General features: G+C 55.0%; 19 protein-coding genes. 11 read left to right on the top strand and 8 right to left on the bottom strand.

The features are described from left to right. Positions 1 to 2: 2 nt before the first annotated feature. The 5 genes from pglX (at position 3) to ARC85_RS06480 (ending at position 11997) form a co-directional block, all read left to right on the top strand. Positions 3 to 3461, top strand: a complete 3459-nt coding sequence (gene pglX, locus ARC85_RS06500; RefSeq protein ID WP_228232942.1) for a BREX-1 system adenine-specific DNA-methyltransferase PglX — start codon at positions 3 to 5, stop codon at positions 3459 to 3461. Beyond that, a complete protein-coding gene (gene pglZ, locus ARC85_RS06495; protein ID WP_228232940.1) occupies positions 3458 to 5956 on the top strand; it encodes a BREX-1 system phosphatase PglZ type A in 2499 nt (832 codons plus the stop codon). The genes pglX and pglZ overlap by 4 nt, the downstream gene beginning before the upstream one ends. 12 nt (positions 5957 to 5968) lie before the next feature. Continuing rightward, a complete protein-coding gene (gene brxL / locus ARC85_RS06490) occupies positions 5969 to 8041 on the top strand; it encodes a BREX system Lon protease-like protein BrxL (RefSeq protein ID WP_286714549.1) in 2073 nt (690 codons plus the stop codon). 145 nt (positions 8042 to 8186) lie between these two features. Then, positions 8187 to 10247: an ATP-dependent nuclease gene (locus tag ARC85_RS06485; protein WP_172515123.1), complete on the top strand. Its 2061-nt coding sequence runs from the start codon at positions 8187 to 8189 to the stop codon at positions 10245 to 10247. Continuing rightward, the gene (locus tag ARC85_RS06480; RefSeq protein ID WP_172515122.1) at positions 10240 to 11997 is read left to right on the top strand and encodes a UvrD-helicase domain-containing protein; all 1758 of its coding nucleotides are present in this window, start codon (positions 10240 to 10242) and stop codon (positions 11995 to 11997) included. Before ARC85_RS06485 ends, ARC85_RS06480 begins: the two co-directional genes overlap by 8 nt. Positions 11998 to 12264: 267 nt before the next feature. Here the strand turns inward: ARC85_RS06480 and ARC85_RS06475 are convergent, their stop codons facing one another. From ARC85_RS06475 to ARC85_RS06445, 7 genes are all read right to left on the bottom strand, one after another. Beyond that, a complete protein-coding gene (locus ARC85_RS06475) occupies positions 12265 to 12615 on the bottom strand; it encodes a DUF7673 family protein (protein WP_172515121.1) in 351 nt (116 codons plus the stop codon). Positions 12616 to 12720: 105 nt separating this feature from the next. After that, entirely contained in the window at positions 12721 to 12879 is a 159-nt protein-coding gene (locus ARC85_RS06470) for a hypothetical protein (protein ID WP_273071540.1), read from the bottom strand. Positions 12880 to 12927: 48 nt separating this feature from the next. After that, complete coding sequence (locus tag ARC85_RS06465; RefSeq protein ID WP_172515120.1) at positions 12928 to 13560, bottom strand: recombinase family protein; 633 nt, start codon at positions 13558 to 13560, stop codon at positions 12928 to 12930. 120 nt (positions 13561 to 13680) lie between these two features. Continuing rightward, a complete protein-coding gene (locus tag ARC85_RS06460) occupies positions 13681 to 14070 on the bottom strand; it encodes a hypothetical protein (protein ID WP_239296675.1) in 390 nt (129 codons plus the stop codon). 70 nt (positions 14071 to 14140) lie between these two features. Then, positions 14141 to 14554, bottom strand: coding sequence for a hypothetical protein (locus ARC85_RS06455; protein ID WP_286714548.1), 414 nt, complete (start codon positions 14552 to 14554; stop codon positions 14141 to 14143). Further along, positions 14547 to 15395: a hypothetical protein gene (locus ARC85_RS06450; protein WP_286714547.1), complete on the bottom strand. Its 849-nt coding sequence runs from the start codon at positions 15393 to 15395 to the stop codon at positions 14547 to 14549. The genes ARC85_RS06455 and ARC85_RS06450 overlap by 8 nt, the downstream gene beginning before the upstream one ends. Before the next feature lie 449 nt (positions 15396 to 15844). Next, entirely contained in the window at positions 15845 to 16723 is an 879-nt protein-coding gene (locus ARC85_RS06445) for a universal stress protein (RefSeq protein WP_286714546.1), read from the bottom strand. A gap of 146 nt (positions 16724 to 16869) precedes the next feature. On the opposite strand from ARC85_RS06445, the gene gmk reads away from it, so the two are divergent. From gmk to ridA, 4 genes are all read left to right on the top strand, one after another. Beyond that, the gene (gene gmk / locus ARC85_RS06440) at positions 16870 to 17502 is read left to right on the top strand and encodes a guanylate kinase (RefSeq protein ID WP_286714545.1); all 633 of its coding nucleotides are present in this window, start codon (positions 16870 to 16872) and stop codon (positions 17500 to 17502) included. A gap of 88 nt (positions 17503 to 17590) precedes the next feature. Continuing rightward, positions 17591 to 17803: a DNA-directed RNA polymerase subunit omega gene (gene rpoZ / locus ARC85_RS06435; protein ID WP_011784168.1), complete on the top strand. Its 213-nt coding sequence runs from the start codon at positions 17591 to 17593 to the stop codon at positions 17801 to 17803. A gap of 175 nt (positions 17804 to 17978) precedes the next feature. Then, positions 17979 to 20123 (top strand): RelA/SpoT family protein, encoded by a 2145-nt coding sequence (locus ARC85_RS06430; RefSeq protein WP_031211543.1) that lies wholly within the window; start codon positions 17979 to 17981, stop codon positions 20121 to 20123. A 74-nt stretch (positions 20124 to 20197) separates the two neighbouring features. Next, positions 20198 to 20584: a deaminase RidA gene (gene ridA / locus ARC85_RS06425; RefSeq protein WP_011784170.1), complete on the top strand. Its 387-nt coding sequence runs from the start codon at positions 20198 to 20200 to the stop codon at positions 20582 to 20584. Positions 20585 to 20587: 3 nt separating this feature from the next. On the opposite strand, the gene ARC85_RS06420 is transcribed toward ridA, so the two are convergent. Further along, complete coding sequence (locus ARC85_RS06420; RefSeq protein WP_199453082.1) at positions 20588 to 21454, bottom strand: NAD-dependent epimerase/dehydratase family protein; 867 nt, start codon at positions 21452 to 21454, stop codon at positions 20588 to 20590. A gap of 76 nt (positions 21455 to 21530) precedes the next feature. Here ARC85_RS06420 and ARC85_RS06415 point away from each other — a divergent pair, with 76 nt between their 5' ends. Both ARC85_RS06415 and recG read left to right on the top strand, forming a co-directional pair. Continuing rightward, complete coding sequence (locus tag ARC85_RS06415) at positions 21531 to 22490, top strand: hydrogen peroxide-inducible genes activator (RefSeq protein WP_011784172.1); 960 nt, start codon at positions 21531 to 21533, stop codon at positions 22488 to 22490. Between the two features lie 7 nt (positions 22491 to 22497). After that, the gene (gene recG, locus ARC85_RS06410) at positions 22498 to 24573 is read left to right on the top strand and encodes an ATP-dependent DNA helicase RecG (RefSeq protein ID WP_199453083.1); all 2076 of its coding nucleotides are present in this window, start codon (positions 22498 to 22500) and stop codon (positions 24571 to 24573) included. Positions 24574 to 24616: the final 43 nt, after the last annotated feature.

Below are 24616 nucleotides of genomic sequence, written 5' to 3'. Positions count from 1 at the left end.
TCATGGAAACATCGAAACTTAAAAAATTCGCCCAATTTGCTCGCCGGAGCCTGCTCGAACAGGTTACAGCCAAACTCAAACTGGTACTCGCCGACGAGAGTCCCGCCCGGCGAGAAAGACCACAGGCGATTAAAAAGCTGGAAGAGGCGATAACCGACCAAGGCAAAGGGCAGATTATCGAGCGGGTGGCCTATATCTGGTTCAACCGCTTCTGCGCCCTGCGTTTTATGGACGTGAATCGTTACAACCGCATTGGCATTATTTCCCCTGCTGAGGGGCAGTTCCAGCCAGAGATCCTGGCGGATGCCAAAATGGGCCATATCGATGAAGAAATGGTGTCGGAGCCAACCCGCCAAAAGATCTTCGCCCTGCTGGATGGCAAAACACCCAGCCAGGACCCGCAAGGGGAGGCCTATCGCCTGTTGGTCGTTGCGGCCTGTAACTATTGGTACAGTGCGATGCCGTTCCTGTTTGAGCGCATTGATGATTACACCGAGCTTTTGATGCCGGATGACTTGCTGTCAGGCAATTCGATATTGGCCTATACCCGCGAGGCCATGACGCCGGATGTCTGCCAGGATGTCGAGGTGATCGGCTGGCTGTATCAGTTCTATATCTCCGAGAAGAAAGACCAGGTATTTGCTGACCTCAAGAAAAACAAGAAGGTTACTCCCGAGAATATCCCGGCGGCGACCCAGCTGTTCACGCCGCACTGGATTGTCCGCTATTTGGTGGAAAACTCTCTGGGACGCCTCTGGATGCTCAATCGGCCAGACTCTGGCTTGATCGGGCAGATGGATTACTACATCAAGCCGGAGGAACCCGAGACCGACTTCCTGCGTATCAGCAGCCCCGAAGAGATCAAGGTCTGCGATCCAGCCTGTGGCTCAGGCCACATGCTGACGTATGCCTTCGATTTGCTGTATGCCATGTACGAAGAGGAAGGCTACGAACCTGCCGACATTCCGGCCAAGATTCTAAGTCATAACCTGTATGGCATAGAGATCGACGAGCGGGCTGGAGAACTCGCTGCTTTTGCTTTAACCATGAAGGCACGGGCCAAGCTTCGGAGGTTCTTTAGAAAGCCAGTTCAGCCCAATATTTGCGTTCTGGAGAATGTGCGTTTCGATGAAGTTGAGCTAAAGGAATACATGGGGTTTGTCGGGCGCGACATGTTCACCGCGCCGCTGCAAACAACTCTGCGCCAGTTCGAAGAAGCCGACAACTTTGGCTCCCTGATCCGTCCGGATGTCACCGATGTGGACGGCGCTCTGAGGGTTTTGGAAGCCAAGGAGGTATCAGGACAACTTTTTCTGAGCGAAACGCATAAGAAGGCGCTGAAAGCCCTGCGGCAGGCAGATTACCTGAGTCCCAAATACCATGTGGTGATCGCCAATCCTCCGTATATGGGAGCGCCCGGAATGAATGGGAGGCTGGGAGCATGGGCCAAAGATAACTACACAACTTCTAAAGCCGACTTGTTTGCTATGTTCATCGATAGATGTGCAGATTTAGCTTTAGATAGTGGTTCATTCGCTATGATTACCATGCAAAGTTGGATGTTTTTATCATCATTCGAAGCCCTTCGTGAAACCATCATTAATAGAGACACCATAAGAACTATGGCGCACCTAGGTGCTAGGGCCTTCGATAGTATTGGCGGCGCTGTTGTTCAGACTACAGCATTTGTAGTGGATAAGGCGCGACGGCAAGATTACAAGGGAACCTACATTCGTCTTGTAGATGATACTTCAGAACATGAAAAAGAGAAGGCTCTAAGGGAAGCGCGGGAAAACCGTTTTACGGCATCCACCTCAGATTTCAGAAAAATACCAGGCAGCCCCATTGCCTATTGGGTGAGTGACAAAATTAGAGACCTTTTCTTAAATGAGGAAACATTTGAGAGTTCATTTGCCATTAGGGCGGGAATGTGTACTGGAAAGAACGAAGTATTTATACTTTATTGGCCTGAAGTTGCATTTAACCTTATTCGAAAAGATCCTGAACAGAAATATGAGTACACCCCACATAATAAAGGTGGCGAATTCAGGAAATGGGCTGGCAACTGGGACACCGTCTTGAAATATTCCCAAAGGCATTTGGATGCCATGGAGAAAAATCCAGGGTTCAGGCATGATGGAAAAGAGTATTACTTTCAGGAACATATTGGCTGGTCAAAAATAACGTCCTCTACTTCTAGCTTTCGATTTTATCCGGAGGGATTTACTTTTGACTCTGCAGGGTTGGCACTCTTCTCGAATGAGCGAGATAGCCTCTATGATGCAATGGGTTTTTTAAATTCAAAAATATCAGACGCCCTGATCGAGTTATTAAATCCAACGCTTAATGTAACACCGCAAATTCTTAAAAAACTTCCCTTGATAAGAGTGCGCCCTGAGCATCGGGACAAGTATCTAGAATTATACGAAATAACAAAAGCAGACTGGGATTCCTTTGAAAGCTCATGGGGCTTCACTAGGATCCCGCTTATGAATGCCGGCTACCACCAGCCCACCCTAAAAGCTACCTACCAGAAGCTTCGCGCCCACTGGCGGGAGATGACACTCAAGATGCAGCGGCTGGAGGAAGAAAACAATCGCATCTTCATTGATGCCTATGGCCTGCAGGATGAGTTGACACCAGAGGTGCCGCTGGAAGAGGTCACTCTGACCTGCAACCCTTATTACCGCTACGGCAACAACAAAAATGAAGAGGAGTTGGAGTCTCTGCTGCTGGCCGATACCATGCGCGATTTGGTCTCCTACGCCGTTGGCTGCATGTTCGGCCGCTATGCTATAGAAGAGCCGGGGCTGATCATGGCCAATCAGGGTGAGACCATCGAGGACTACCTGAAGCGGATCCCAGAACCGAGCTTCCCGGCAGACGATGACAATGTCATCCCCATGCTCGACGGTGACTGGTTCACCGACGATATCACCGAGCGCTTCCGTGAATTCCTGCGCATCGCCTTTGGCGAAGAGCACTATGACGAAAACCTCCGCTTTGTCGAACAGGCACTGGGCAAGGACCTCCGTAAATACTTCCTGAAAGACTTCTACAACGACCACGTGCGCCGTTACAAGAAGCGCCCGATCTACTGGCTGTTCTCCTCACCAAAGGGCTCATTCAATGCGTTGATCTATATGCACCGCTACCAGCCCCACACCGTGGGCACGGTGCTGGAGTACCTGCGGGATTTCAAAGACGAGAAGCTGCAAGCCCGGAAAAACCATCTGGAGGCCGTCAGTATCAGCGCCGGGGCCTCCCCGGGTGATAAGACCAAGGCCCTGAAAGAGATCGAGAAGATCAACAAAATCCTCGCCGAGCTGGATGACTACGAGCGGGATGTGCTTTACCCCCTGGCTACCGAGCAGGTGGAAATCGATCTCGATGACGGGGTGAAGGCCAATTATCCGAAATTTGGCGACGCTTTGAAAAAGATTACTGGGTTAAGCCAATGAGTGACCGTATTAGCCAAGCCCTGAGCCGACTGTTCGATAAGCACCGAATCGTGTTTTGGTACGACACCAAGCAAGAGCTGCGCAGCGACTTCGAGGCGGTTTCCGTTCAGGACGTCGAAAAGCTGGAGATCGCTAACAACGAGTACGGCCTGAAATATCGCATCCTGCGGGAGGCACCGGAGCGGAAGTTTCTTCTGTACAAGGAGGGGCCACAACCAGAGGACCTGCACAACTGGTTGCTGGACGTACAGCTGGCCCACGGCGAGTTCCGGACCGACCAGGTGGCAATCTGGCTCTCCGAATTGGAGCTAGGCCTGGAGTTTGCCGAGGTGGCCCAGGCCCACGCGGAGTTTTTCCAGGCAATCAAACGCAAGGATGCGTTGAAGAAGCTGCTGAAGCCGGACGACACTGCCGGTCAGCTGCGCCTGAAGATGCTGGCTGTGTGTGCCGGCAGCGAGCCCCGTATGGACTCGGTGGTGGAAACCCTGCTGCAGCAACTGGCGGAAGAGCGCGATGATGGCATTCGGCTGATTGAGCGTTGTGGTCTGGATAGCTTCCTGTGGGAGCAACTGACCCGTTTCTACGGCTACGAGGCCAGTGAGCCCAGCCTGCGCGACTTCGTGGTTGAGCTGTTCAAGTCCTGCTATGCCATGGGTACGGACGGCGAGGTCAAGTTGACTGGCGACGCCCTGGTGTTCCTCAAGCGCTGGAAAGACAGCCGGCAGTTCGAGCAAGGCTTTGAAACCCTGTCTGCCGAGTGTGCCGAGGTGCTGGGTATTGAGCAGGATCTCGGTAAACGGGACTTCCGGGACCTGGTTGAGCTGGACTACTTCCGGCTAATCGATCAGAAGATTATCAGTGATCTGGTGCGGGCGGTGGTAGGCCGCACGGTCACTAGTGGCGATGTGGCACTGTGGGTGCGGCAGCGGCGCCAGGGCCACTGGTACGGGGAGTTCCGCCACCTGTATGAAGCCATTGAGTTTGCGGCGCGCTTTGTCCAGATGCTGGGTGAGGCTCGTCTCACCATGGACAGCCTCTCCGACGGCGTTCAGCGATACAGCCGCACCTGGTTCCAACTGGATCAGCTCTACCGCAAGTTTACCTACCATGTGCGCATGTCCGGCCAGGCATCGTTGATGGGCGAGCTCAGTGAGCAGGTGGAGAACCTGTATTCCAACAACTATCTGCTCAAGCTGGGCGATGGCTTCCAGGTTCACGTGGATGCCGCGTCACGCTGGGAAGCCTATCCGGTCGTTCAGCAAAAGGCCTTTTTCGAGCACTGGGTTCGCCCGTACTTGCGTAAGGACAAGCGGATCTGTGTGATCATTTCCGACGCCATGCGCTACGAGATTGGTGACGAGCTGCTGGGCCTTATCCGACAGGAAGATCGCTACAGCGCGGAGCTTGAACCGGCACTCTCGACCCTTCCCAGCTATACCCAGCTCGGTATGGCGGCGCTATTGCCCAACAACTCCCTGGCGATTGCCGACAACGATACCGGCACGGTGCTGGTGGATGGCCAAAGCTCACAGGGCACGGTCAACCGTACCAAAATCCTGCAGGCCGCTCTGGATGGGCGGGGGCAGGCCGTCAAGGCGGAAGATTTTATGCAGCTCAACCGGGAAGACAGCCGGGAGCTGCTCAAGGGTAATGATGTGCTGTACATCTACCACAACCGCATCGATCACACTGGCGACAAGATGCACTCAGAGGGGCAGGCCTTTGAAGCCGCAGAACAGACCCTGGGGGATCTGATTCGTCTGATCAAGAAGCTCACGGCGGCCAACGCTAACAACCTGCTGATCACCGCTGACCATGGCTTTATTTACCAGAACCGTGAGCTGGATGAGAGTGACTTCCTGGGGGATGCTGTTTCTGGCGACGATATTCGCTACCGGGACCGTCGGTTCGTGCTGGGCAAGGGGCTGTCCGCCTCTCCAGCTTTCCATCACTTCTCGTCTGAGCAGCTTGGGCTGGATGGCGACATGGAAGTGCAGATTCCCAAGTCCATCAACCGACTGCGCCTTAAAGGCTCTGGCAGCCGCTTTGTGCATGGCGGCGCATCCCTTCAGGAGGTTGTGATTCCGGTCCTGAAGGTTAACAAGAAGCGCCAGAGTGATGTCAGCGCCGTTGAGGTGGACATCCTGCGTGGGGCCAGCTCGGTGATCACGTCCGGCCAACTGGCCGTCACCTTGTATCAGTCCGGGCCGGTTACCGAGAAAGTACAGCCTCGCCGTCTGCGGGCCGGGATTTATACCCAGTCAGGGGAGTTGATTTCAGACAGTCACGAACTGTCGTTTGACCTGACCTCGGAGAATCCCCGCGAGCGGGAGCTTCAGGTGCGCTTTGTGCTCAGCCGCAAGGCGGACGAGGCCAACGGCCAGGAGGTCTTCCTAAAGCTGGAAGAACAGCACGCCGGCACCTCCCACTACAAGGAATACAAGTCGCTCAGGTATTTGATGCGGCGGTCCTTTACCAGCGATTTTGATTTCTGAGGGTTATAGCCAATGAGCACGCTTGACCAAAAGATCAACGAACACTTCCCCGGGTTGGTGGTGCGCAAAGACCTGGTGAAAACGGTCAAGGGCAACGCCATCGTCCCCTCATATGTGCTGGAGTATCTGCTTGGCCAGTACTGCGCCACCAGCGATGAGGCCACGATTCAGACCGGGATTGAAACGGTCAAGGAGATTCTCGCCAAGCACTATGTCCACCGTAATGAAGCCGGATTGGTGCGCTCTAATATCAAGGAAAAGGGGCGCTACAAGGTCATCGACAAGATCAGCGTGGCCCTGAATGAGAAGACGGATGCCTACGAGGCGCAGTTCTCCAACCTGGGAATCAAGAAGGTATTGGTGGATTCGGGGACCGTGAAGGCCCACCCCAAACTGCTGGTAAGCGGCGTCTGGTGCATTGCGGACATCGAATACGTATTTTCTGAAGACCAGAACGTCAGCCCCTGGATTCTGTCCACCCTCAAGCCGATTCAGCTATCTCACTTCGACTACGACGCCTACGTTGCCGCGCGGCAGCAGTTCAGCACCGATGAGTGGATTGACCTGCTGATCCAGAGTATCGGCTTTAACCCGGAGATGTTCGGACGGCGCAGCAAGCTAACCCAACTGGTCCGCTTGATTCCGTTTTGCGAGCGGAACTACAACCTTATTGAACTTGGCCCCAAGGGGACGGGTAAATCCCACGTTTACTCCGAATTCTCGCCCCATGGGATCCTGGTATCGGGTGGTGAAGTCACCGTACCCAAGCTGTTTGTGAATAACTCCAGCGGCAAGATCGGCCTGGTGGGCTACTGGGATTGCGTGGCCTTCGACGAGTTCGCCGGCAAGCAGAAACGCGTCGATAAAGCACTGGTCGACATCATGAAGAACTACATGGCCAACAAGTCCTTCTCCCGGGGCGTGGAAACCCTGGGCGCCGAGGCGTCCATGGTGTTCGTGGGGAACACCCGGCATACCGTGCCTTACATGCTGAAGCATTCGGACCTGTTCGATGAGCTGCCGGACAAGTTCTACGATTCTGCCTTTCTGGACCGAATCCACTTCTACATCCCCGGGTGGGAGGTCGATATCATCCGGGGCGAGATGTTCTCCGACGGCTATGGCTTCGTGGTGGACTACCTTGCAGAAATCCTGCGCTCGATGCGGAACTACGATTATTCCGATCAGTACCGGGAGTACTTTACCCTCTCTTCGGATATCTCGACCCGTGACCGGGACGGTATCAACAAGACATTTTCCGGCTTGATGAAGATCCTGTTCCCCCAGGGCGGAGCAACCAGGGATGAGGTTGAAGAAGTACTGCGTTTTGCCATCGAGGGGCGAAAGCGGGTCAAGGACCAGTTACAGCGGATCGACACCACCTACGGTGAAGTCCGATTTTCCTATCAGGATCAACAAGGCCAGGAAATACTGGTCACAACACTTGAGGAGGAAGAGTACCCAGGCTACTACCACCAGACGGTCTCGACAACTGATGACGAGGGAGTAGAACCCGAGCCAACAGCGGACGTTAAAGGTATCGAGTCCAAAGAGCCGAATGCCCCCGAGCCCGTACTGAAAGAAAAGCACCTGACCTTCCAGGAAAATCAGAAGGGCATCTCATTCGACGGCTTGTTTGGCGCTTACCTGAAAGGAGCCAGCAGGATCACTGTTACAGACCCCTACATCCGGCTTTTCTACCAGATCCGCAATTTCATGGAGTTTCTCGAAGCCATCGTGAAGAACAAGGCCGAGGAAGATGAAGTGGCGGTTCACCTCGTCACCGTCCGGGACGAGTTCAAGGGTGATCTGCAAGACGAGAGTTTCGAAAAGATTCAGGAATCCGCTCGCACCGTGGGCATAGACTTCACCTGGGAGTTTGACGAAAGCGGCACCATTCACGCGCGTCATATCGTTACAGACCACGGCTGGAAGATTTCACTGGATCGGGGGTTGGACATCTTTCAGCACTACGAGATGAATGAAGCCTTCGCGTTTGCCAACCGGTTGCAGCAGTTTCGGTCGAGTAAAGCCTTTGAGGTTACGTTTATTAAACAAAAGCCGAATGGAACTGAGGGGGAATAACATGAGCAGCGTAACGGCATCACTGACCAAATGGTTTTCAGGGCGCGCCCAGTGGTTCCAAGTCGCTGCCATTCGATCCATTGAGAAGGTGGAACGTTAACTCAGGTGAACTGAGAGATTTTCGGCGCCGCGCTACGGAGGCACTATGCAACTAAACCGCGTACAGATAAAGAACTTCCGTCTTCTTCGGGATGTTGAACTTTTTCTTGAAAGCGAGACTTCTGTAATTGTGGGAAGGAACAACAGCGGCAAAACATCCCTATCCGAAGTCATTCGGCGATTCACATCGGACAAGAATGCGACATTTTACCTTCAAGATTTCTCAACCGAGTGTTATGAGGAGTTCTGCGCAGCGTTCAAGGCGGAGAGAGAAGGAAAGGAGGAATCAGAAATACGCACGCTTCTTCCAATTATCGAACTGCGCTTGTTCTTCCGTTATAACTCTGCACAGCCGCGACTTGGACCACTCGGCGAATTTATAGTCGATCTTGATATGGCATGCGATGAAGCTCTCGTTGTAATGCGATTTGAGCCGATGGATGGAGCGATCAACCGACTGTTCGACGGACTTCCTGAAGAAATCACTGATGCGACACGGAAACTGTTCTTTCGTGAAATCGCTGCGCGCATCCACAATCTGTACGGCATTAAAGTCTGGGCGGAAGACCCTAATGATGCGTCGAATCGTAAAGAAAGTTCTCAGGCCGCCGTCAGGACCTTGCTAAAAACAGGCTTTATCAACGCACAGCGTGGCCTTGACGATATCACCACCAAGGAAAGCGATGTTCTCGCCAAGGTGCTGGAAGGATTGTTCAATAACGCATCACTGGATACCGCGGATGAGAAGGAGCGCAAAATAGCCGAACAGCTTGAGGAAGCTGTTCGCACAATTCAAGAAACTATCGACAGCGATTTTCGCAGCCAATTGCAACAATTGTTACCTACTTTGCAAACCTTTGGCTACCCTGGATTGGGTGGATCCGTGCTGACGACAGAGACGTCACTCGATGTTCATCGTCTTCTGACGAACCATACAAAGATCCGCTACGAAGGGGATAGCGGCGTCCTTTTGCCCGAATCCTATAACGGGCTTGGTATGCGAAACCTGATATTTATCTTGCTACAGATAGTCAGTTTTTATCGTGAATTCCGGGCGCAGGCCCACGCCCCCGGAGTCCACATCGTCTTTATTGAGGAACCAGAAGCTCATTTGCATCCCCAGATGCAGGAAGTTTTTATTCGCCAGATTGGCGCGATCGTCGAAAAGTTAAACAAGGAACATGAAAAGGATCCGGAGTGGCCTGTCCAGTTCCTGGTTTCGACTCACTCGTCTCATATCGCAAACGAAGCGCATTTTGAATCGATCCGGTATTTCCTGCCTTCACCGGCCAATGATAGGTCGACCATCTGGAATACCAAAATCAAGGACCTGCGCCGAGGAATGTCTAGCACTAAGCCCGAAGACAAGAAGTTCCTCCACCAGTATCTTACCCTGACGCGCTGCGATCTGTTCTTTGCGGACAAAGCGATACTGATCGAAGGCACCAGCGAGCGGCTCATGTTGCCAATCATGATCAAAAAGCGAGACAAAGCCGACACGTCGGGACGGAAGCTTCGCAGTCAGTACTTAACCATCATGGAGGTTGGAGGTGCCTATGCGCATAAATTCTTCGATCTTTTAAATTTCCTGGAGCTGCAAACGCTCATCGTAACCGACCTTGACCCTGTCACTGACGTCGGAGGAAAAAAGTGTCTCGTGCATGAAGCAAACGCCACCAGCAATGCCTGTATCAATTCATGGTTTGGCGGTGGGCCCAACGTTCCCAATGATCTGCTTGAAAAATCCGGTGAAGAACAAATCAGAGGGCGCATTAGGATCGCGTACCAATGCCGGGAAGTGAATGATGGTCCCTGCGGCAGAACTTTCGAGGATGCTTTTCTGCTGGCAAATGGCGCAAAATTCGGGGTAAACGGCGACACGCCCGAAGCCCTCGCCGGGGATGCCCTTGCAAAAGCCGAAACATTCAAGAAGTCTGCTTTTGCTCTGCAATACGCGATCGACGATACGGACTGGAACATTCCGAAATATATCAATGACGGGCTTGCCTGGCTCGCCAGAGGTTTCGTAGCACCACCCACCGTCCCAGTGCCACCGGAAGCCACTGTTGTCTCAGAGGATATTGCGGAGGAATCCGCCAATGACTGAACCGACTGAGTTATCACCTGCCGAGGAAGCCAGCGAACGCGCACTTACTGCGGTTCGCGAAGCCATCGAGAAGTCGAATAGTTTCAAGCTGGAGGCGGGTGCCGGGGCTGGTAAGACCTATTCGCTGGTCAAAGCATTGCAGTTCCTCATCAAACGGGAAGGCGAACGCCTTCTACGCCTCAATCAGCGTATTGCTTGCATTACTTTTACAAATGTCGCAAAGGAAGAAATCAAGGCACGGACCGATCGCAGCCCGCTTATTCACTGCGACACCATCCATGCCTTCTGCTGGTCTGTAATTTCCGGCTTTCAGTCTCAGTTGCGCGTTCACTTGCAGGAGCTTGAAGGATGGTCTAGCGATCCATGGGAAGAACGTCTTAAAGAAGCTGGTGGCCCAGGATCTCGGAGGATTGAATATTCACTTGGCTATCGCGGCATCACGGACGAGGCTATCTCGATTCACCACAACGATGTTCTACCCCTGACCATACGATTGCTTGGCTATGAGAAGTTCAGAAACATCTTTCGTTACCGGTATCCAGTCATCCTGATCGACGAATACCAAGATACAAATGCAGATTGGATTGCAGCGATACGCGAACATTTTTTTGGCAAGGGCGGGCCGCCGCTATTCGGATTTTTCGGAGATCACTGGCAAAAGATTTATGGAGATGGCTGCGGCGAGCTGGTAGACACCACGATAACGGAGATAGGAAAGCAAGCCAATTTCCGGTCTGCGTCCGCCGTTGTCGATTGTCTCAACCGTATGAGACCGGAGCTCAAGCAGTTCGTCCTCGATCCAGACGTTCGTGGTGAGGTGCGTATATTCCATACAAACGAGTGGCCGGGTATCAGGCTCAAGGGGCCACATTACGGCGGCGATTTGCCGGACGATGCTGCCAACAACACAATCTCCGAAGTAAAGAGCCGCCTCACCAAAGCAGGTTGGGACCTGTCGGCCGAAAGGACTAAGATCCTCATGCTCACTCACCGGGCGCTAGGTAAACAGCAGGGCTATAGCAGTTTAGCAAGCGTTTTTCGGGACAATAATTCCTTCACGAAGAAGGAGCAGGCCCATATCGCGTTCTTTGTCGATCACTTGGAGCCCGCTTGTCGAGCTTTTGCAGCAAAACGGTATGGAGAGATGTTCGCGGCGCTGGGGGCGAGTAAAAGCTATTTACTAAAGGCCGCTGACAAAAAGGATTGGTCGGACTCCATGACGCGCCTCCTCGAAATCCGACAGACTGGCACTGTCGCCGATGTAGTTGCGCATTTGCGGGAATTCCGAATTCCCCGGATTGCCGATGCAGTGGAGAAGATAGAGCTGCGGCTCGAAACTTTCGATCCATCAGAGGGGGAAGAAATGCCTCGTTCACTGATGGAGGTACGGAAACTTCATGATATTCCATATCAGGAGATTATATCCGTTACCAACTACCTTGAGGGGCATTCGCCATTCGAGACGAAACATGGTGTAAAAGGTGCTGAGTTCGAAAATGTTCTGGTCATAGTTGGCCGAGGTTGGAACAAATACAATTTTGGGAAAATGCTCGAAAATGTCCCCAAACAGGACACGCTGAGCGAAAAGGACCGCGCAACTTTTGAAAATAACAGAAACCTTTTTTACGTTGCATGCTCTAGACCAAAAAGACGACTCGCTCTTCTGTTTACCCAGCAGCTTTCTCCCGGAGCCCTGAACACGGTTGAGAGTTGGTTTGAGAAACAAAATATAGAAAGTGTAGTTGAGTAATGTTTCATAAGAACTCTGCGCATATCCTATTGGCATATCGGCTGACCAATCCGGGAGGTTCGGCCTATGACGAGTCTTTCCGTTGGTGAAAGCTTATCGTCAGCTTCTCCCTGGCTGTAGGTCTGTCCCGCATGGTCACCCGTCACCTCGGTATCCGTGTCGAGGTCGCCGTGAACAGCGAGGGATCTTCCCAGCTCCCTGGTGCTGGGATAGAACACCCGATATGGGGTTGGGTAGGTTTCAATCCTGTACAGGGCAGAAAATCTATCACGCTTTTGATTCACGCTCCCACCAGGCCTGAAACAGCTGGTCACCACCTGGCACATAGGTGTGAATTTCCCGGCCATTCCAATCCAGCTCCAGGACCTGCACGGCAGCCTGTTGCAGTTCGGTATCCAAGGCCCTCAGCCGGTTCAACTCGAATGGCCAGCGACTGGCATTATATAGGCCAAGAAGGAATCGCCGGATATGTCGGGCCTGACCACCACCACTCTGGGCGGCGTCGATCAGTATTGTGAGAGCCGGAAGCCCCGCGTCCTCCCGCTGCTGCCTCCGCTTTTCTTCCTTTTCCAATAAAAGGAGAAAGCTGTCGGGAAGCATGGCTGTTTTGTTCGTCATGTGCATAACCTCATATCGACTTCACGATTATGCTGCCATGGACGACGCCGTAGGCACGGCTCTCAAACTGCCCGTTTTGGTCAAGAACACCGGTTTGCCCCAAATTTATTTCGGTCCGCCATTGTGGCGGGATGATCTTTTCCGGAATTTGCCCTCTGCAAACGCTTCCAGACGGTCTGCGTTGCGGTAGGCCATAACGCAGATAAAAAGTACGACTGCGACAAAGCTCAGGAATGCAATCAGTGTGGCAGATAGGTTCAGCATATTCAGGTCTCCAATAGTTGATGACCCTTTGAGGGCCCTTTGTTGGTCTCAGGCCACCACATCGGCCTGTCTTTGTTCTTTGGCGACAGACGCGATCAAGTGCCGCGAGCAACTCAGCATTTCCTGGATCTCGTTGTAGCTGTGGCCGCTGTTGAGAAGGCTGGCGATGTGTTGCCTGCGCTTCAGGTCTGGCTGCCGCCCCTGGTACTTACCCTCCGTTTTTGCTTTATGGATGCCCTGGAACTGCCGGCGCCGGCGGTCTTCGTAATCTTTGCGGGCCACGGCAGCCAGCATGTCGAGCATCATGGCGTTGACCGCCCGGAGAATGGAGTCTGTGAATCCGGTATCGTCTTTCTTTTCCAGGGCGAGCCAACTGGTTGGTAATTCCGGGGAGACGATGGCCAACCGCTTGGCGGCCAGCTTTTGCTTGAGGGAGTCCCAGTCACTCTGTTTGAGGCGAGCCAGCCGATCAATTTGTTCGACCAGAACGATGTCGCCCTCACCAGAATCTGCGATCAGTTTCATCAGCTCGGGGCGGTGCAGGGTAGCGCCGGACACGTTCTCCACGTAGAAAGCGGCAATACGCTGACCGTGGTTGGCTGCGAACTGTACCAGTGACTCCCGGGCTCGCTCTGCATTCTGTTCCTGCGTGGATGCCCGAAGGTAGGCTCGAATAAACATCGTCGGTTCCTCAGTCTGTTATAAGTGGTTCTCTCTGACCAGTCTGGTTTAGGTGGTTCTGGTGGCCGTTACCGGGTTCGAACCTATGGTTCTCCTGATCTGTACCCATAAGGAACCACCTCAAGAGTCGAGAAACTCCCCGAACGGATCGTCCGCTCGATAAATCTGGTTGATTCTGTCGTCATCGATGAAACCCTCTGTACCGCCATTGCTCCCATTGCCGGAAGTTGCCTTGTTGCTCGCGCCGGTTGCCTCCTCATCACTGCCTCGACTGAACGACGCCATCTTTTGTTCGAATTCAGGAAACGTCATTTCCCCATCGGGTCCCTTGGCGAAAACCGTCTTGTAAGCATCGACTGCGGCTAGTGTGAAGCGAGTGAAAAGTGCGACCATCCAGAGCGCGAACAATAGATACCATGCGTAAAGCGCAGCATCGGTACCCCTAAAGGCGAGTTCCACAACGCCGATCCCGGCGAGCCCCACTGCTACTGTTTTTGCCACTCTCACCATGGCCTCAGTCCCCGATAGTTCTTTACTTCGAAGCTACCAGAACCTGAGAAAATGCAAGTTTTGCCCGGGATCAGGCCGCTGCGGCTTGCCCGGGCAGCCACGGCAGTTTCACCTTGCTGTAGACCTCATTCGTCATCGCCTTCAAATCTTCCACGTCCAGGCGTGGAACCAGCAACGCCGTGCCTTGATATCGAACTCGCGGGTAGTCGGATGGCTGGAATACGCCATGAGGGAGGTCGTCCTCATCGCCCAGCCACTGTCTGAGCCGAAGGTCGATACACCAGCCCTGTTCGAGCTCGACCCAGCAATGGGGAGCGGTGGTCATTCGGCTCAGTCGGTCCTCCGCGTATCCGATCCGGCATTGATGGAAAATGCCTCGCTCGCTCAGGGCATTGCTGATCACACAAGTCAGGTAGACGCTATCGACTCTCAGGTCCTCCAGCGGCAGCAGTGCCAACTCGAGTTCATCGTGCCAGTCACTCATGGTCGGGCTCCCTGAACATCAGCTGTTGGCCCTGTTCATACAGCACCGGATAGGGGAGCGGCTCGCCGTCGTGGATCACGGTGTTCGGTGGAAAGTACATTACTATCCAGGGAGGCATGCCGGCGCTGACAGCGCGATAGAATTCATCTACTGGAAAGGTGGGTTCATGGCCGGACTGTCGAAATACCAGTCGGGAGTATTTCTCGGGGTGGTTGGCAGCGATGTTGTAACTGGCTGCTTCACCGCCGATGACATAGCTTGGTGTCTTCCAGTGATTTGGCTGTTGGATGTTGTAGGCGATGATGCAGTTGCTATCGGCACAGCCATATCGCTCCGCTGTTACCGACCACAGCATGAGTGGGTACCCGTCAATCTCCGGCGTCTTAACGTCTGTGAGTTTCGTTGCCGTAATTGCCATCGATTCGGCGGCTTGGGTGATGGCCTCATCAACGACGGCAACATAGTGGTCATAGGCGTCATCCTCGTTCGCCGCCAGTGATTCCGGCATCCAGCCAATCAGGCTGGGTCGTGCAGAAGGGTTGTCCGGCGTCATCATGATATCGGTGGCGTTAAATAGCAGGGTCTGGGTGCCCGTAAGATGACGGAGTGGCGCATCTAATGAGGTGGCCAGACTGGCCAGGTCGAGGGCGCTTACCAACAAACCCTTTCGATACGAGCGCGTCCCGTCTGGTGAATCCCGTAGGTCCTGGTCGTAGACGCCGCCGGCACGGGCCAGATTCAGTGCGCGGGACGATTCGTCGTCATAGTGTCGAGGCGTAGCAGCGCAACCCGCGAGCGCGGCTGTAATTACAGCAAAACAAATGGTCTTCAACTTGGTCATTTTGAACTCCTGCGTTTTCTAAAATACTCGCACGAAGTTTCAAATATGCAAGAGAAAAAATAAAAAATAATCAATAAAATCAATGGTTTGTACTATCAGTACAAACTTCGCTGTATCAGCAGAGGTGCGCTGGGAGCGCCGCTCTTGCTAGACTTGCTGGCAGGTTTTCTTCGGTTGAGACGAGGTGACGGGAAACCGGAAAAGATCAGGAATTCCCAGTTTCCCACTTATCCCAGTTTATAATCATGAGTAGTAACTATGTGGGCTACTCAGAGATAAAGTTTCTATTCATGGGTAGTAAATTGGGTAGTACCGATCATTTATCACAAGAGAAAACGTTTTAATCACCTGTTTTTGAAGGGTTTTATATTTTTATTCTTCGAGCAGGTGCAGAATCTGGAGTGAGGTGTGAGCCGGGGTGGTCTCTGCCACCCCGGTGTTCGTGCGGTTTACTCTGCCGGCTTGATGGCCAGCAGGTCGGTCCGCAAATGCGTCAGCACCTTTTCGGCCGTGTTGCCGATGACACGGGCGGCCAGGCCGGTTTTACCGGTGGTGCCGACGACGACCATGTCGGCCTTGATCCGGTTGGCAACACTGGGAATGATCTTTTGAGCAGGGCCAGATTCGATGTGGACCTGTTCCGGCATCAGGTGCCAGGTGTTGCACAGGTGTTCAATCTGCGGTTTCAGGGCCGCTTCCCGTTTTCTGGCGTGGGCCAGAGGGTCGATGATGTCCAGGTCGGCCAGAACCACCGAGGTATGAAGTGCGTGCACCAGGTGCAGCTCTGTTTCCAGAGCCTTCGCCAGATGCCAGGCGCGATCAATGATGCGATTGTTCAGGGCTTTCTTCACGGGTTTGTCGGAGCTCAGGTCCACCGCCGCCAGGATTGGCCGAGCCTTGTTCCATTTGTTCTCCGCCACCAGCATCACCGGTGACGGGCACTCGCGAATCAGGTGCCAGTCGGTTGGGGTATACAGGAAGGTTTCTGAGCGATGGCCCGTCTTTACCACGACACCAACGTTCTCTTTCTTGCACTGGGCAATTACCCACAGGTGAATGTGCTTTTCCCAGACCGTTCGGGCATGGATCTTCAGATCATTGCAATCGGCCAGCGCCAGCATCTGTTCCAGCCATTTCTGGCGATGTTCCATGAGCGCCTGTCGGGCCCGTTGTTGTACCTCCGGATCGCCCGGCAGTGCATCCAGATATTCATGCACAAACGCCACGACCTCCACCGCTGCGCCCGTTGCCCGGGCCAGTGCCACGCCACGGGCGAGGGCGGTTTGGTCTTTATGGTGGTGATCCATGATGATCAGGAGTTTTTCCATGGCGGTATCCGTTTACTGTGGGTGTTTGCGTTCATACTAACAGCTGAACCCGGGCCGGGATGCGGAGATAAGTCAAACCCCGTATAATTTGCCGCTTTCTGGCCATGCGTGTTGGCCGCAAACTGTTGTTCAGGAGTCTTCAAGCCATGAAGCAGGCCGGTGGGCAGGGTACCCTGTTTGTGATTTCCGCTCCTTCCGGCGCGGGCAAGACCAGCCTCGTGTCGGAAATGCTCCGTCAGGATTCCCGGCTGGGGGTGTCGGTATCCCACACCACTCGCCCGATGCGCGATGGAGAGCAGGATGGCGTGAACTATCACTTCATCAGCCGGGATGAGTTCGAGGCCATGATTGCCCGGGGTGATTTCCTGGAGCATGCGGATGTTTTCGGCAACTACTATGGCACCTCCCAGGTGTGGGTGCGGGAAACCCTGGCTACCGGGCAGGATGTGATCCTGGAGATTGACTGGCAGGGGGCGGAACAGGTGCGCCGGCTGATTCCGGAATGTGTGAGCATTTTCATTGTGCCGCCCTCGGCTGAAATCCTGCGCCAGCGACTTGTTGGCCGTGGTACTGACGCGCCGGAAGTCATCGAACGGCGGCTGTCGGAGGCGGAGGAAGAGTGCCGGCACGCGGTCGAGTTTGATTACCTGGTGGTCAACGATGACTTTGCGGTGGCATTAGCTGATCTGCTGGCCATTGTCCGCAGTGAGCGGCTGAAAATGGCCACCCAGCAGGTTCGCCACGGTGAGTTGCTGCGGGACTTGTCCGCTCACGGGTGATGGTGATTTTCACTGTATACAAATTGAGCCGGGGCCAGTAAACTACGCGGTCTGCTAAATCAGTGATTCTTTTTGTTCGGGGAAGATAATGGCACGAGTTACCGTTGAAGATTGTCTGGAAAACGTAGATAACCGATTCCAGCTGGTCATGCTGGCCACCAAACGCGCCCGCCAGATCGCCACCAAGGGTGCCGAGCCGATGGTTGCGGAAGAGAATGACAAGCCGACCGTTATTGCCCTGCGTGAGATTGCAGAAGGCAAGGTGACCCGCGATCTTCTGCTGGAAGAAGACGACGACTGAGTTCGTCCGGTTGCCGGCGATGCGTAAAAATACGTGCCGGTAATTGAGAAGCATTGAAATCTGCCTCCGCAGTTTTATAGTGTAACTATAGAACCTGCCAGGAAGGACAACGGAAGCCCGGATGCACGCATTCGGGCTTTTTTGTCCCCGGTATACTGAGAACGATGGAGGCGCGGTGGTCGCAGCAGAGGCAACGGTAGAAGAACTGGCCAGAGAGCTCAGTTCCTACCTCGATACCAATCGCATCAATCAGGTGCGACGGGCTTACTATTACGCCGAGCAGGCCCACGAAGGCCAGATGCGTAAAAGCGGCGACCGTTATATTACTCACCCCCTGGCTGTGGCCGGAATTCTTGCCGACCTCCGGCTCGACCATCAGAGCCTGATGGCAGCCATGCTTCACGATGTCATTGAAGATACCGGCATTCCAAAAGATGCGCTGGCGGAACAGTTCGGAGAGGATGTGGCCGAGTTGGTGGATGGTGTCTCCAAACTGACCCAGATTGAGTTCCGCTCCCGGGCGGAGGCCCAGGCGGAAAACTTCCAGAAGATGACCCTGGCCATGGCCAAGGATATCCGGGTGATTCTGGTGAAGCTTGCGGATCGCCTGCACAACATGCGCACCCTTGGCCCCATGCCGTACGAGAAGCGCCTGCGTATCGCCACTGAAACCCTCGATATCTATGCGCCCATTGCCAATCGCCTGGGCATGCATTCCATCTGTACCGAGCTTGAAGATCTGGGCTTTTCCTCGCTCTATCCCATGCGCGCCAAGTACATTTCCAAGGCGGTGGAGAAGCTTCGTGGCAGCCACCGGGAGATCATTGAAGACATCCGGGGAAAGCTGCAGGAAAAGCTGGAGGAGCGTGGGCTTCCGGGCCGCATTCTGGGGCGGGAGAAACACCTGAACTCCATTTATAACAAGATGAAGTTCAAGCAGAAATCCTTCCATGAAATCATGGATGTGTATGCGTTCAGGATCATTACGGATACCGAGGATAACTGTTATCGCATACTTGGCGCCGTACACAGTCTCTACAAGCCACTGCCCGGGCGTTTCAAGGATTACATTGCCATGCCCAAGTCGAATGGCTATCAGTCCATTCACACCACCTTGTTCGGCATGCACGTGAACATCGAGATCCAGATCCGGACCGAGGAAATGGAGCACATTGCCAACAATGGTATTGCTGCCCACTGGATGTACAAAAACGAAGCCTCCGGCGTGACCACCATCAATCAATCCCGGGTTGATCGGTGGGTGAAGGGGCTCATGGAAATGCGCGAACGCGCGGATGATTCCATGGAGTTCATTGAACACGTCAAGGTCGATCTGTTCCCGGACGAGATCTATGTGTTTACGCCCAAGGGCCGGATCATGGAGCTGCCAAGCGGGGCCACCCCGGTGGACTTCGCCTATGCAATCCATACCGATATCGGCAATGCCTCTGTGGCGTGTCGGATCAATCGCAATCTGGCATCTCTGAGTCAACCGCTGCAAAGCGGGCAGACGGTGGAAATCATCACCGCGCCCGGCGCCCGCCCGAATCCTGCCTGGCTCAGCTTCGTGGTGACCGGCAAAGCCCGAAGCAGTATCCGGCATGTGCTCAAAACCCGTAAGCGGACCGAGTCCATGGAGCTGGGTCGCACCCTGCTCAAACGTTCGCTCAAGGGTTTTGGTGCCAAACTGTCGGATATCAGCGATGCCCAGAAACAGGCGGTGGTTAATCACAACCAGGTCAACAGCTTTGATGATCTGATCAGCGATATTGGTCTGGGTAACCGTATGGCCTATCTGGTGGCCCGTCAGTTGGTGTCTGGCAATGACGTGATGGACGCGCCGGCCAACCTGGAAAATGCCCCGGACAGCAAGCAGGGCGCCGTCACCATACGCGGCACCGAAGGGCTCTTGGTGCGCTTTGCCAATTGTTGCAAACCCATTCCCGGGGACCCGGTGGTTGGTGTGATGGACTCCGGCAACGGTATGGTGATTCATTCAGATACCTGTTCCCGCCTGCCGGAGGACGATGAAGGCCGTGCCCGGCTGACCCACCTGAAGTGGGCCAAGGACATTACCGATGAATTCTCGGTGGAGCTTCGGGTTGAACTGGAGCGCCAGCGCGGGGTGATTGCCGAAGTAGCGAACGCCGTTGCCATGGCAGACGGAAACATTGAGCGCATCAGTGTGGAAGACCAGAACGCGCGCTTCGGCATCGTCAGCCTCGTGGTGCATGTGAATGGCCGCAAGCATCTGGCGCGGGTGATGCGCAGGGTCCGGAATATTCGTGCAGTGACCCATATCGGCCGGGTTCGGCACTGAGACCTTTGCGTGGTTGACAGTGGCTACGCCCAAAGGTGACGATTGGCGTTTTGGAAAAGAGGAAATTGCAGGTCATGACCAACAAATCTGTTATCCAGACCGAAAACGCCCCTCAGGCGATTGGTACCTACTCTCAGGCTGTTAAAGCCGGGGACACCGTGTATCTGTCTGGCCAGATTCCGCTGGACCCGGAAACCATGGAAGTGGTGGCGGGCGACTTTGCCGCCAAGACCCGTCAGGTGTTCGAGAACCTGAAAGCCGTGTGTGAAGCGGCCGGTGGCGAGCTGAAGGACATCGTCAAACTGAATATCTACATGACGGACCTGGCCAACTTCGCCACTGTCAACGAGATCATGGCCACCTATTTCCAGGAGCCGTATCCGGCACGCGCCGCCGTCGGTGTAGCCGCGCTGCCGAAAGGCGTTCCGGTGGAAATGGAAGCCGTTATGGTGCTCAGCTAAGCGTCAGAGCTTGCTGATCATCTCCCGGTACCCCGCCCGATAGTCGGGGTACCGGAATTCAAAGCCACTCTGAAGCAGTTTTCGATTACTGCAGCGCTTGCTACCGGCCCGCCCGCCTTTACGGGCGCCTTCCACCGGGGCTTTGCACGGCACCTGAGTCCGCACCCAATCAACCACCTCATCCAGCCGAACCGGCTCGCAATCACTGGCGACGTACAGTGGCTCCAGGTCCTCACCGTTCAGGGCTTTTTGCGCAAGCCATGCCACAGCGTTGGCGGCATCCACTTCGTGTATGCGATTGCTGAAAGGTGCGGGTGGTTGGGGATTCATGCGGCCTTCCAGGACTTCCTCAAGAAAACGCTGACGGCTGGGGCCATAAATGCCACTGAAGCGAATAACGGTGGCTGGATGCCCGCTGTTCAGGGCGGTACGTTCGCCCTGGAGGATTTGTTGACCAGTGAACCGGTCCGGATCGGCAGGGCTGTTCTCATCGACCCAGCTGTCATCATTCTGCGCAAAGACGCTGGTGCTGCTGATGAAGATCAGCCGCTTGAGGGATTGCTCACCGATGACGTTGAGCAGGTTCTTGAGACCAGTGACATAGGCTTGATGATAACCCTCTTCGTCGTAGCTGGATGGCGTCAGGCAATAGACGACGATGTCCAGGTGTTCCGGAAGCTTGCCAGCCATGGATTCCGGGTGGGTCAGATCTGCCCCGATCCCGGTCACTCCCTGGGGAACCCGATCCGGGTTGCGGCGCAGCCCGTATACGTCTCCGGCGCCCAGCAGAACCGTGGCAATGTCACCTCCGAGCTTGCCGCAGCCCGCCACCAGAATTTGTGCCTTTTGCTTGTCATCAGTCATTGCCATAGACAATTTCAATCCTTATCCTTTGGCTGATAAAGTAAGTGAAACTTCGACCTGAGTACGTCAACCGGAGCTCACCATGACCCTCACCGAGTTACGATACGTTGTTACACTTGCCCGGGAAAGGCATTTTGGCCGTGCCGCAGAGCGCTGTCATGTCAGCCAGCCGACCCTTAGCGTTGCGGTTAAAAAGCTGGAGGATGAGCTCGGTATCCCATTGTTCGAGCGCAGCAAAAGCAGTATTCGGGTGACCGAAGTTGGCCAGCGTATCATTGAGCAGGCCCAGCGGGTTCTGGACCAGGTGGGCGTGATCAAGGATATGGCGCAGGACGGCAAGAATCAGCTCAATTCGCCATTGAAGGTCGGCGCGATTTACACCATCGGACCCTACCTGTTCCCGCATTTATTACCGGAGCTGCGCAGAGCAGCGCCAGACATGCCCCTGTACATAGAAGAGAACTACACCGCCAGCCTGCGCCAGAAGCTGCGGCACTCAGAGTTGGATGCCATCATCATTGCCCTGCCGTTTGAAGAGCCGGAAGTAGTAACCCTGCCGCTTTACGATGAGCCGTTTGTGGTGCTGCTGCCAGCAGATCATCCGCTGACAGAGAAAGAGCAGGTGACGGCCGAAGAGATGGCGAAAGAGCAATTGTTGCTGCTCGGGCCCGGCCACTGTTTCCGGGATCAGGTGCTGGAGTCATGTCCGCCCCTGGTGGATGCCATCACCAAACGGGCGGATAACGGCAGACCGGAGCTGGTGACCGAGGGCAGTTCGCTGGAAACCATCCGGCACATGGTGGCCTCCGGTCTGGGAATCACGGTACTGCCGCTGTCGGCCGCCACTGCCATCAAATACCAGGAAGATATCCTTGCGGTGCGGCCTTTTGCGGCGCCGGTGCCTTTCCGAACCGTGGCGCTGGCCTGGCGTGTAACCTTCCCGCGGCCCAAAGCCATCGATGTACTGTCACTGGCGGCTAGCCAGTGCCGGGTGATTGAAAAAGCCAAAACCGACACACCGGCGGTTGCTGAAAGCGCCTGAGGGCCGTATGACGTCACTGGAGGACATCCCGGTAACCCAGCTCAAGGGCGTAGGAAGCGCCCTGGCGGAAATACTTGCCAGGCTGGGCATCCACTCCATTCAGGATCTCCTGTTCCATCTTCCCTACCGTTATGAAGACCGCACCCGCGTAGTGCCCATGGGCAGCCTGCGTATCGGCGATATTGCCGTTGTGGAAGGTGAGGTCATGAAGGCCGACCTGGTGATGGGGCGTCGGCGCAGCCTGCAGGTGACGTTGCGGGATGACACCGGGTTTCTGGTGATGCGGTTTTTTCACTTCAATGCCGCCCAGAAAAACCAGCTTGCTGAAGGCACGCGAGTACGCTGTTTCGGCGAAGTGCGACCGGGCCGGGCCGGTTACGAATTCTACCATCCGGAGTACCAGACCAATCCACCTCCCATGCCGTCGGCCGAACAGGCGACGCTCACGCCGGTGTATCCGCTGACCGAGGGCATTCAACAGCCCCGGGTCAGGGGGCTGTGTCAGCAGGCCCTGAGCTATCTGGATCGCTACCCCATCAAGGACTGGCTGCCCCCGGCACTGCTGGCGGACTACCAGTTGCCCGGCATAACCGAGGCTGTTCGCCTGGTGCATTTGCCTCCGGCCGGCGCCCCGGTGCATCTGCTGGTAGAGGGAAAGCACCCGGCTCAGCAGCGGCTGGTGATGGAGGAGTTGCTGGCGCATCAGCTTAGCCTGTTGCAGGTCCGGGAGCAGATACAGGCCCGGGAGGCCTTGCCGCTGCTACCAGCGGGAGACCGGGCAGAGCGATTTCTGGAGCAACTGCCGTTTAGTCTGACCGGTGCCCAGCGCCATGTGATGGCCGATATCCGGCAGGATCTGAGCCAGCCGGTGCCGATGCTTCGCCTGGTTCAGGGTGATGTCGGCTCGGGAAAAACCGTGGTCGCCGCTCTGTCGGCCCTGCAAGCCATCGAAGCCGGCGCCCAGGTAGCCTTGATGGCACCTACCGAAATTCTGGCGGAGCAGCACTATCAGAACTTCCGTAATTGGCTGGAGCCATTGGATGTGGAGCTGGTCTGGTTGTCGGGGAAGGTGAAAGGCAAGGCCCGGCACTCAGCATTGAATGCGGTCGCCGAGGGCCGTGCTCAGATTGCCATTGGTACCCATGCCCTGTTTCAGGATGACGTGGTATTCCAGCGCCTGGCGCTGGTGATTGTCGACGAACAGCACCGTTTTGGCGTGCATCAGCGGCTGGCCCTGAGAGAGAAAGGGGTTGGAGGAACGCTGGCGCCGCACCAGTTGATCATGACGGCGACGCCCATACCGCGAACCCTGGCCATGAGCGCCTATGCCGACCTCGATACCTCCGTGATTGATGAGCTGCCGCCGGGGCGTAAGCCCATTGAAACGATTGTGCTGCCGGAGAGCCGCCGGGACGACATCATTGAGCGGGTACGCCAGGCCTGCAGGGAAGGGCGGCAGGCCTACTGGGTATGCACTCTGATTGAAGAATCCGAGGCGCTTCAGTGCCAGGCGGCGGAAGTGACCGCCCAGGAGTTGGTTGAGAGGTTGCCGGACCTGTCCATTGGCCTTGTTCATGGCCGCCTGAAAGCCCAGGAAAAAGCCGCGGTAATGGAGCGTTTCAAAGACGGTGAACTGGACTTGCTGGTAGCTACCACGGTGATCGAGGTCGGCGTCGATGTGCCCAATGCCTCTCTGATTATTATCGAGAACCCGGAGCGGCTCGGGCTGGCGCAGTTGCATCAGCTGCGGGGCCGGGTTGGCCGCGGTGAGCAAGCCAGTTTCTGCGTGCTGATGTATCACCCGCCCCTGTCCAATAATGGCAAGGCCAGGTTACAGGCGCTGCGGGACAGTCAGGATGGCTTCTTTATCGCCGAAAAGGATCTTGAGATTCGGGGGCCTGGAGAAGTGCTGGGTACTCGCCAGACTGGCTTGATGCAGTTTCGCCTGGCCGATTTTGAACGCGACAAGGGTTGGATTGAACCCATTCGTGACATGGCTCCGAGCCTGATGAGGGAGCCTCGGGTAGTCTCAGCACTTATCAGACGGTGGCTGGGTGAGAAAATTCGTTATGGCGACGTATAGTGTTGGTCATGAATTTCATAACGCCTGTGCTCGTGGCCGATAT

The sequence above is a fragment of the Marinobacter sp. tcs-11 genome (genome assembly GCF_002049515.1).
GTDB classification, from domain to species: Bacteria; Pseudomonadota; Gammaproteobacteria; order Pseudomonadales; family Oleiphilaceae; genus Marinobacter; species Marinobacter nauticus.
The sequence above is the reverse complement of the archived record's forward strand: the minus strand, read 5'-3'. Positions and strand labels throughout refer to the sequence as shown.

Excerpts from the sequence above, each read along its gene's own strand:
- pglX (WP_228232942.1), top strand. The coding sequence starts at position 3 with ATGGAAACATCGAAACTTAAAAAATTCGCCCAATTTGCTCGCCGGAGC.
- pglZ (WP_228232940.1), top strand. The coding sequence starts at position 3,458 with ATGAGTGACCGTATTAGCCAAGCCCTGAGCCGACTGTTCGATAAGCAC.
- brxL (WP_286714549.1), top strand. The coding sequence starts at position 5,969 with ATGAGCACGCTTGACCAAAAGATCAACGAACACTTCCCCGGGTTGGTG.
- ARC85_RS06485 (WP_172515123.1), top strand. The coding sequence starts at position 8,187 with ATGCAACTAAACCGCGTACAGATAAAGAACTTCCGTCTTCTTCGGGAT.
- ARC85_RS06480 (WP_172515122.1), top strand. The coding sequence starts at position 10,240 with ATGACTGAACCGACTGAGTTATCACCTGCCGAGGAAGCCAGCGAACGC.
- ARC85_RS06475 (WP_172515121.1), bottom strand. The coding sequence starts at position 12,615 with ATGACGAACAAAACAGCCATGCTTCCCGACAGCTTTCTCCTTTTATTG.
- ARC85_RS06470 (WP_273071540.1), bottom strand. The coding sequence starts at position 12,879 with ATGCTGAACCTATCTGCCACACTGATTGCATTCCTGAGCTTTGTCGCA.
- ARC85_RS06465 (WP_172515120.1), bottom strand. The coding sequence starts at position 13,560 with ATGTTTATTCGAGCCTACCTTCGGGCATCCACGCAGGAACAGAATGCA.
- ARC85_RS06460 (WP_239296675.1), bottom strand. The coding sequence starts at position 14,070 with ATGGTGAGAGTGGCAAAAACAGTAGCAGTGGGGCTCGCCGGGATCGGC.
- ARC85_RS06455 (WP_286714548.1), bottom strand. The coding sequence starts at position 14,554 with ATGAGTGACTGGCACGATGAACTCGAGTTGGCACTGCTGCCGCTGGAG.
- ARC85_RS06450 (WP_286714547.1), bottom strand. The coding sequence starts at position 15,395 with ATGACCAAGTTGAAGACCATTTGTTTTGCTGTAATTACAGCCGCGCTC.
- ARC85_RS06445 (WP_286714546.1), bottom strand. The coding sequence starts at position 16,723 with ATGGAAAAACTCCTGATCATCATGGATCACCACCATAAAGACCAAACC.
- gmk (WP_286714545.1), top strand. The coding sequence starts at position 16,870 with ATGAAGCAGGCCGGTGGGCAGGGTACCCTGTTTGTGATTTCCGCTCCT.
- rpoZ (WP_011784168.1), top strand. The coding sequence starts at position 17,591 with ATGGCACGAGTTACCGTTGAAGATTGTCTGGAAAACGTAGATAACCGA.
- ridA (WP_011784170.1), top strand. The coding sequence starts at position 20,198 with ATGACCAACAAATCTGTTATCCAGACCGAAAACGCCCCTCAGGCGATT.
- ARC85_RS06420 (WP_199453082.1), bottom strand. The coding sequence starts at position 21,454 with ATGGCAATGACTGATGACAAGCAAAAGGCACAAATTCTGGTGGCGGGC.
- ARC85_RS06415 (WP_011784172.1), top strand. The coding sequence starts at position 21,531 with ATGACCCTCACCGAGTTACGATACGTTGTTACACTTGCCCGGGAAAGG.
- recG (WP_199453083.1), top strand. The coding sequence starts at position 22,498 with ATGACGTCACTGGAGGACATCCCGGTAACCCAGCTCAAGGGCGTAGGA.